Genomic DNA, 657 nt, shown 5'->3' on the forward strand with positions numbered 1-657 from the left:
AAAAAGCCGGTGGGAGTGAAATTATTGGACAGATGTGGGCCTTCGATGACAAGGCCGGACGTGCATGTTGTCTCATCCCAGAAGCAACCGCGCTTTTTCAGGAGCGTAAAAAAGCGCTTCTTGGTTTGCGGGACGAAGCGATTTTCTTCTACGTGGCTCGATGTTATCGGTATGAGCGGCCTCAAGCCGGTCGGTATCGCGAATTTACGCAACTGGGACTTGAAGTTCTTAGTTCCAACCCTGCGGAGGCATTACAACGTAGCCAAGCAATTTGCACTGGTTTTCTTGACCTTTTGAAGCTGAAATATGAAGTCGATCTCGCAGTGAAGCGCGGCCTGAGCTATTACCTTGAAGGAAATGGTTTCGAGGTGCGTTGCCCTGTGTTGGGGACACAGCAGCAAGTGGTCGGCGGCGGAGCTTATCGCGAAGGAGCTGGGTTCGGTATTGGACTTGAGCGACTGGTGCTTGCCTCTGAGATAGCTCGGAGCCTTTAATATTTAAGGCGCTTCCGGCAGGGAGCGCTTTCTTACAATATAGGGTGAACTCGACCTAGGCTATCCAACATCCTAATTTACAGAATCGTATCGGAACGAGCGCTAGGCGCGGCGCTTTTTAATGAGATCGTGGCTAAGTTCGATCAGATGTGTGTTGTCATGT

General features: G+C 50.7%; 1 protein-coding gene. It reads left to right on the forward strand.

From position 1 onward, the window contains the following. Positions 1-494 (forward strand): HisS family protein (locus QKY98_RS23605; RefSeq protein WP_284671703.1); only part of this gene is annotated, 494 nt, incomplete at its 5' end. Between the last annotated feature and the right edge of the window lie 163 nt (positions 495-657).

The sequence above is a fragment of the Pseudomonas sp. HR1 genome, assembly GCF_030175875.1.
In the GTDB taxonomy this organism is placed as follows: Bacteria; Pseudomonadota; Gammaproteobacteria; order Pseudomonadales; family Pseudomonadaceae; genus Chryseomonas; species Chryseomonas oryzihabitans.